This window comes from Dietzia sp. SLG310A2-38A2, from assembly GCF_014145095.1.
Classification (GTDB): Bacteria; Actinomycetota; Actinomycetes; order Mycobacteriales; family Mycobacteriaceae; genus Dietzia.
On record NZ_JAALDX010000151.1, the window covers coordinates 9,623 to 15,929 of the forward strand.

General features: G+C 68.4%; 4 protein-coding genes and 2 pseudogenes. 2 read left to right on the plus strand and 4 right to left on the minus strand.

Features of this window, described 5'->3' with window-relative positions; all coding sequences use genetic code 11:
- From G6027_RS18640 to acnA, 4 genes and pseudogenes are all read right to left on the minus strand, one after another.
- A pseudogene (locus tag G6027_RS18640) lies at nt 1-209 on the minus strand (MFS transporter); the annotation flags it as partial.
- Between the two features lie 118 nt (nt 210-327).
- Nucleotides 328-1,170, minus strand: a complete 843-nt coding sequence (locus G6027_RS05775; RefSeq protein WP_182636237.1) for an aldo/keto reductase — start codon at nt 1,168-1,170, stop codon at nt 328-330.
- Nucleotides 1,171-1,197: 27 nt separating this feature from the next.
- Nucleotides 1,198-1,767 carry a TetR/AcrR family transcriptional regulator gene (locus G6027_RS05780; protein ID WP_182636239.1) on the minus strand — a complete coding sequence of 190 codons (570 nt, stop codon included), beginning with the start codon at nt 1,765-1,767 and terminating at the stop codon, nt 1,198-1,200.
- 91 nt (nt 1,768-1,858) lie between these two features.
- Nucleotides 1,859-4,672 (minus strand): aconitate hydratase AcnA, encoded by a 2,814-nt coding sequence (gene acnA, locus G6027_RS05785; RefSeq protein ID WP_182636241.1) that lies wholly within the window; start codon nt 4,670-4,672, stop codon nt 1,859-1,861.
- A 251-nt stretch (nt 4,673-4,923) separates the two neighbouring features.
- On the opposite strand from acnA, the gene G6027_RS05790 reads away from it, so the two are divergent.
- Nucleotides 4,924-5,454, plus strand: coding sequence for a DUF6676 family protein (locus G6027_RS05790; protein ID WP_182636243.1), 531 nt, complete (start codon nt 4,924-4,926; stop codon nt 5,452-5,454).
- Nucleotides 5,455-5,799: 345 nt separating this feature from the next.
- A pseudogene (locus G6027_RS05795) lies at nt 5,800-6,307 on the plus strand (hypothetical protein); the annotation flags it as partial.

Below are 6,307 nucleotides of genomic sequence, written 5' to 3' on the forward strand. Positions count from 1 at the left end.
TTGGGCACCAGCACCAACACGGTCGCCACCGCGGCGGCCACACCGATCGAGTCGGTGAGGTAATAGGCCAGCACCAGGCCGGGCAGGGTGCTGAACGCCCCTGTACCCACGCTGCCGGCGGCGTACGAGGCGAGCATCCGGCCCGAAGGTCGCCCGGCGGACGGACCGTCGGCGCGCGCGGCGTCGCCGTGCGCCCGTGTGGTGGTCATGGACAGACTCTAGGTCGAGGCGTCCGCGTCCGCCGTCGAAAAGTGCGTTCCGCGCACCTGGCTCTAACGAAACGTGTTCGGAACGCTCTTCGCGATGAGGAGTGTGCCGGGACCCGCCTCAGCCGCGCCAGTCGAAGGTGTCCGGATCCGGCCCCGAGCGCGTGCCGTTGTGCAGGGCCGATATCGAGGCCATCTGCTCGTCGTTCAGCTCGAAGTCGAACACATCGAGGTTCTGACGCATCCGCTCGGGGCTCGAGGACTTGGGAAAGACGATATCCCCGCGCTGGAGGACCCAGCGCAGCACGACCTGGGAGACCGAGCGATCGACCTGCTCCGCCAACGCGGTGAGCTGCGGATCGCCGAAGACCGCGCCCTGCGCGAGCGGGCTCCACGCCTCCACCGCGATCCCGCGGTCCGCGCACGCCGCGCGGACCTCGTCGTTGACGAAGTAGGGGTTCGACTCGACCTGGTTGACCGTGGGAGTGCTGAGTCCCGCCTCGGACAGACGGGCCAGGTGGGCAGGGGTGAAGTTGGAGACGCCGATCGAGTCGACCGGGTAGTCGGCGCGGATACCCTCCATGGCCTCCCACACGCGAGCGACGTCGTTGTGCATCGCCAGTGGCCAGTGCACCAGGAACAGGTCGATCCGGCCGCCGAGGGCCTCGAGTGAGCGTTCGGCGGAGTCGCGGGCGGCGGCGGCCTCGTGGAAGGAGTTGTTGAGCTTGGTGGTGATCCACAGCTCGTCACGAGGGATGCCCGAGGCCGCGATCGCACGACCCACCCCGTCCTCGTTGCCGTACATCTGGGCGGTGTCCAGGTGTCGGTACCCGGCCTCGAGGGCGTCCGAGACGACCTTCTCGGTGTCGGCCGGCGGGACCTGGTAGGTACCGAAGCCGAGCTGGGGGATCGCACGGCCGTCGCCCAAGTCGATCAGCGGGATCTGCGGTGTGGAGGCGGTCATGCGCCCCACCGTACGCCCGTCCCGGGATCACTCGCGACCGGTGCGCAGCGAGGCCTCCACCAGGTCGAGCATCGCGCTCACGTGGGCCGTGCCGCGCCCTGTCGCGAGGTGGGTGATGAGCCCGTCGAGCACGATGTCGAGGTAGACGCGCAGCACGTCATCGGGCACGTCCGTCCGCATCCTCCCGGAGTTCTTCTGCTCCCGCAGGCGGGCGAGGATGGCCTCGTCGAGCTCCGCCTGCCGGTCGGTCCACCGCTCACGGAAGGCCGGGTCGGTGCGGATCCGACGCGCGATCTCCAGGCGGGTACCGAGCCAGGAGAACTCGTGGGGATCGGCGAGGATCTCCCGCATCACCTGGACCAGACCCTGCTCGGCCACCGTCGCCGCCATCGCCGCGGCGTCGTCGTGCGCCAGCGCGAGGAACAGCGCGTCCTTGTCGTCGAAATGGTGGAAGATCGCGCCGCGGCTGAGACCCGTGGTCTCCTCCAGACGTCGGACCGTGGCGCCCTCGAACCCGAACTCGGCGAAGCACTCGCGCGCCCCCGACAGGATCTCTCGACGCCGGGCGTCCATGTGGTCCTGACTGACCCTGGGCATCTCACAACCTTCCTACGGATACACCACGGCGGTACGCGGTTCTCCCTGTCTCACCAGGTGTTACCGCGCACCGCCGTCGGGGTGGAGGTGATCAGCCCTTGATCATGTTGCGCAGCACGTACTGCAGGATGCCGCCGTTGCGGTAGTACTCCGCCTCGCCGGGGGTGTCGATGCGCACCTTGGCGTCGAACTCGACCTTCGAGCCGTCCTCCTTGGTGGCGACGACCTTGACCGACTTGGGCGTGGCGCCGTTGTTCAGCTCCTCGATCCCGGTGATGTCGAACGTCTCCGTGCCGTCCAGGCCGAGGGTCTCGTGCGACTCGCCCTCGGGGAACTGCAGTGGCATGACACCCATGCCGATGAGGTTCGAGCGGTGGATGCGCTCGAACGACTCGGTGATGACGGCCTTGACGCCGAGCAGGCTGGTGCCCTTGGCCGCCCAGTCGCGCGAGGACCCGGTGCCGTACTCCTTGCCACCGAGCACCACGAGCGGCGTGCCCTGTGCGGCGTAGTTCTGCGCGGCGTCGTAGATGAACGCCTGCGGGGCGCCCTCCTGCGTGAAGTCGCGCGTGTAGCCGCCCGTCACACCGTCCAGCAGCTGGTTCTGGAGGCGGATGTTGGCGAACGTGCCCCGGATCATGACCTCGTGGTTGCCGCGGCGCGACCCGAACGAGTTGTAGTCCTGGCGGGACACGCCGTTCTCGTCGAGGTACTGCGCGGCCGGGGTACCCGGCTTGATCGTCGACGCCGGAGAGATGTGGTCGGTCGTGACCGAGTCGCCGAGCTTGGCCAGAACGCGGGCGCCCTTGACGTCCTCGACCGGGGTCAGCTCCATCTGCATCCCGTCGAAGTACGGGGGCTTGCGCACGTAGGTCGACTTGGCGTCCCACTCGAACGTCTTGCCGTCCGGGGTGCTGAGCCCACGCCAGCGGTCGTCGCCGGCGAAGACGTCGGCGTACTTGGACGTGTACTCGTTGGAGGAGATGGAGGCCTTGATGGTCTCCTCGATCTCCTCGGTGGAGGGCCAGATGTCCTTGAGGTAGACGTCGTTGCCGTCGGTGTCCTTGCCCAGGGAGTCGGCCTCGAAGTCGAAGTCCATGGTCCCGGCGATGGAGTACGCGATGACCAGCGGCGGCGACGCCAGGTAGTTCATCTTGACGTCCTGGTTGATCCGGCCCTCGAAGTTGCGGTTACCGGACAGCACCGCGGTGGCGGTCAGGTCGTGCTCCTGGATCGCGCTGGAGATCTCCTCCGGGAGCGGACCGGAGTTGCCGATGCAGGTGGTGCAGCCGTAGCCCACGAGGTAGAAGCCGAGGGCCTCCAGGTCCGGCCAGAGTCCGGCGCGCTCGTAGTACTCGGTGACGACCTGCGAACCCGGTGCCATCGAGGTCTTGACCCACGGCTTGGCCTTGAGGCCCTTCTCGTGCGCCTTGCGGGCGAGGAGCCCGGCGCCGATCATCACCGACGGGTTGGACGTGTTGGTGCACGAGGTGATCGAGGCGATGGAGACGATGCCGTGGTCCAGGACCATCTCGGTGCCGTCGACGGACACCTCGACGGGCTTGGAGGGACGCCCCTCGGAGCCGGCGGAGGCGTCGGCCCGGACCGAGCCCTCCTCGGCGTGAGCGAGGGTCGCGGTACCGGTGTTGTCGGACGGAGCACCGCCCTCGGACTGCATCCGGCCCTTCTCGGTGTCACCGAGGGGGCTGACGCCGGCGTCCACGTAGTTGTGGATGTCCTTGCGGAACGCGCTCTTGGCGTCGGCCAGCTCGATGCGGTCCTGCGGGCGCTTGGGCCCGGCGATCGACGGGACGACCTCGCCCAGGTCGAGCTCGAGGTACTCGGAGAAGACGGGCTCCTCCGCGTCGGCGTGGAGCCACATCCCCTGCTCCTTGGCGTATGCCTCGACCAGGGCGAGCTGCTCCTCGTCGCGACCCGTCAGGCGCAGGTAGTCGATCGTCTCGCCGTCGATCGGGAACATGGCGCAGGTGGAGCCGAACTCCGGGCTCATGTTGCCGATCGTGGCGCGGTTGGCCAGGGGCACCGCCGCGACACCGGCACCGTAGAACTCCACGAACTTGCCCACGACGCCGTGCTTGCGCAGCATCTCGGTGATCGTCAGGACGACGTCCGTGGCGGTGACGCCCGGCTTGATCGACCCGGTGAGCTTGAAGCCCACGACGCGGGGGATGAGCATGGAGATGGGCTGGCCGAGCATGGCGGCCTCGGCCTCGATACCGCCGACGCCCCACCCCAGGACGCCGAGACCGTTCTCCATGGTGGTGTGCGAGTCGGTGCCCACGCAGGTGTCGGGGTAGGCCTGCCCGTTCCGGACCATCACGGAGCGCGCCAGGTACTCGATGTTGACCTGGTGCACGATGCCGGTACCCGGGGGGACGACCTTGAAGTCGTCGAACGCGCCCTGGCCCCAGCGGAGGAACTGGTACCGCTCCTCGTTGCGCTGGTACTCGATCTCGACGTTCTTGTCGAAGGAGTCGCGACCACCGAAGGACTCGATGATCACGGAGTGGTCGATGACCATCTCGGCCGGCGCGAGGGGGTTGACCTTGTCGGGGTCGCCGCCGAGGGTCTTGACGGCCTCACGCATGGTGGCGAGGTCGACGATGCAGGGGACACCGGTGAAGTCCTGCATGATCACGCGGGCGGGCGTGAACTGGATCTCGGTGTCGGGCTCGGCGGAGGGGTCCCAGCCGGCCAGGGCTTCGATGTGCGCCTTGGTGACGTTCTTGCCGTCCTCCGTACGCAGCAGGTTCTCGGTGAGGACCTTGAGGGAATAGGGGAGCTTCGCAGCTCCGTCGACCGCCGAGAGGCGGTAGATCTCATAGGCTTGGCCGCCGACCTCTAGGGTCCCCTTGGCGCCAAAGCTGTCAATGCTTGCTGTCACGTCAGCTCCACTCGTGGTGTGAATGTCAATTCGTCATCCCTCCCGGTGTCGCCGCGTGTCTCGGGCGGCAACGCCGGGGGCGGACACAGGACCCATTGTGGACCCTCGCGCCCGGTTGCGGTCACCAATTTACCAGTACGCTCGTTCTGTATAGGTTCCGGCACGCCCGAAGGTGGGGGGCGCGGAGCGGGTGTCGCACCGTCCGGCGCGCGTATTCGGTTCGACGACGACGAGATGGCACCATATCGACCGTGGACAACTCCGACGATTCCGTGACCACGCTCGCCTACGAGGCCGAGCCGGTGATGTCGTTGCAGGAGGGCGAGGTCCCGCAGTGGCTCGACTTCGAGGCCGTGTCCCGGGACCTGGCCGACGACGGGGTCTCCGCTCCGGAACCGTTCGTCGAGGGCCTACAGACCGTGGTCACGGAGGCGGGGGACCGCGGACTCGACCTCAAGGTGGTCTACACCGAGGCCCCGGCCGCCGTCTACACGGACGCCCGTGACCTCGCCGCCCTGCTGAACCAGGAGCACGACGGCACCATCCTGGTCCGGACCCCGGCCTTCGTCGGGAGCTCGAGCGACACAGTCCCTCGCCACCAACTCGAGGCCGGCCAGGACGACGCCTGGGAGGAGTTCGACCCGGTGGCCTCCGCCTCGGTCTTCGCACACAAGGTCACCGCACCCGCCCCGCCCTGGGGCGCGTTCTCCGCGGTCGTGCTCGTGCTGGCGATCGTTGTGGCGGTCGCCTTCGCCGTCGCCCTCCGCCGGCGTCTGCGCTGACCCTCCCCGGCAGCGCCCGCAATGACGGACGCGGTCCTCCGTCATCGTCCGACACGCCGGCATTTCTCGCGTTATTCGAGTTACAGCAGTGTATTTTGCCGCCCAGTGTTCCGGACGGGACTTCTGTGACCTACGGTGCTAGAGGAACCATCGGTTCTGCCGAGTTGGTATGAGGCTCTAGTGGCGCAGGGGAAGGCATCACCCGACCCTCACCCTCCTCGGTGACGCGTCCCGCCGTGCGGGTCGCGCGGTCAGCCGCATTCTCGTGCGGTTATCGGAAGGTGAAACGTGAAGCCTGACCATTCATCAAGCCGCGCTCCGGGAGCGCGGAGACGTCGGGATCCGATGCGGGCGCCCGGACGCGCCCTCCTCGCGGCTGCGCTCGTCCTGGGCACCGCGTCGGGCGTGGTCCAGGCCCCGATAGCGGTGGCGCAGGAGGCCCCGGCGATCTCGCCCGGTGACATCAGCGGTCTGATCCGCGCGGTCGCGGACGCGTCCGCCCGACTCGACTCCACCCGGCAGGACATCGCCGTCAAGCGGGAGGGCGTCAACAAGACCCTCGTCGACCTGCAGATGGCACGGATCCAACTCGACCGCGCGATCGCGGACGCCGACCGCACGGTCGCGGAGCGGGAACAGGCCGAGTCCGGTGTGGAGTCCGCCAGGAGCACCCTGGACGAGTACTCCCGCCTGCTGCACCGCCAGGGGACCGCTCCCGGTGCGGCCTCGGCGATCCTGGACCCGGGCGGCCCCGCCGACGCCGGGCGACGCCAGGAGTTCCTCCAGCGTGCGGCCGCGGACCAGCGTCACGTGGTGGGGGACATGGTCACAGCGGTCGACGAGGCGGCCCGAC

Coding starts and splice junctions, on each gene's coding strand:
- G6027_RS05775 (WP_182636237.1), bottom strand. CDS start 1,170: ATGACCGCCTCCACACCGCAGATCCCGCTGATCGACTTGGGCGACGGC.
- G6027_RS05780 (WP_182636239.1), bottom strand. CDS start 1,767: ATGCCCAGGGTCAGTCAGGACCACATGGACGCCCGGCGTCGAGAGATC.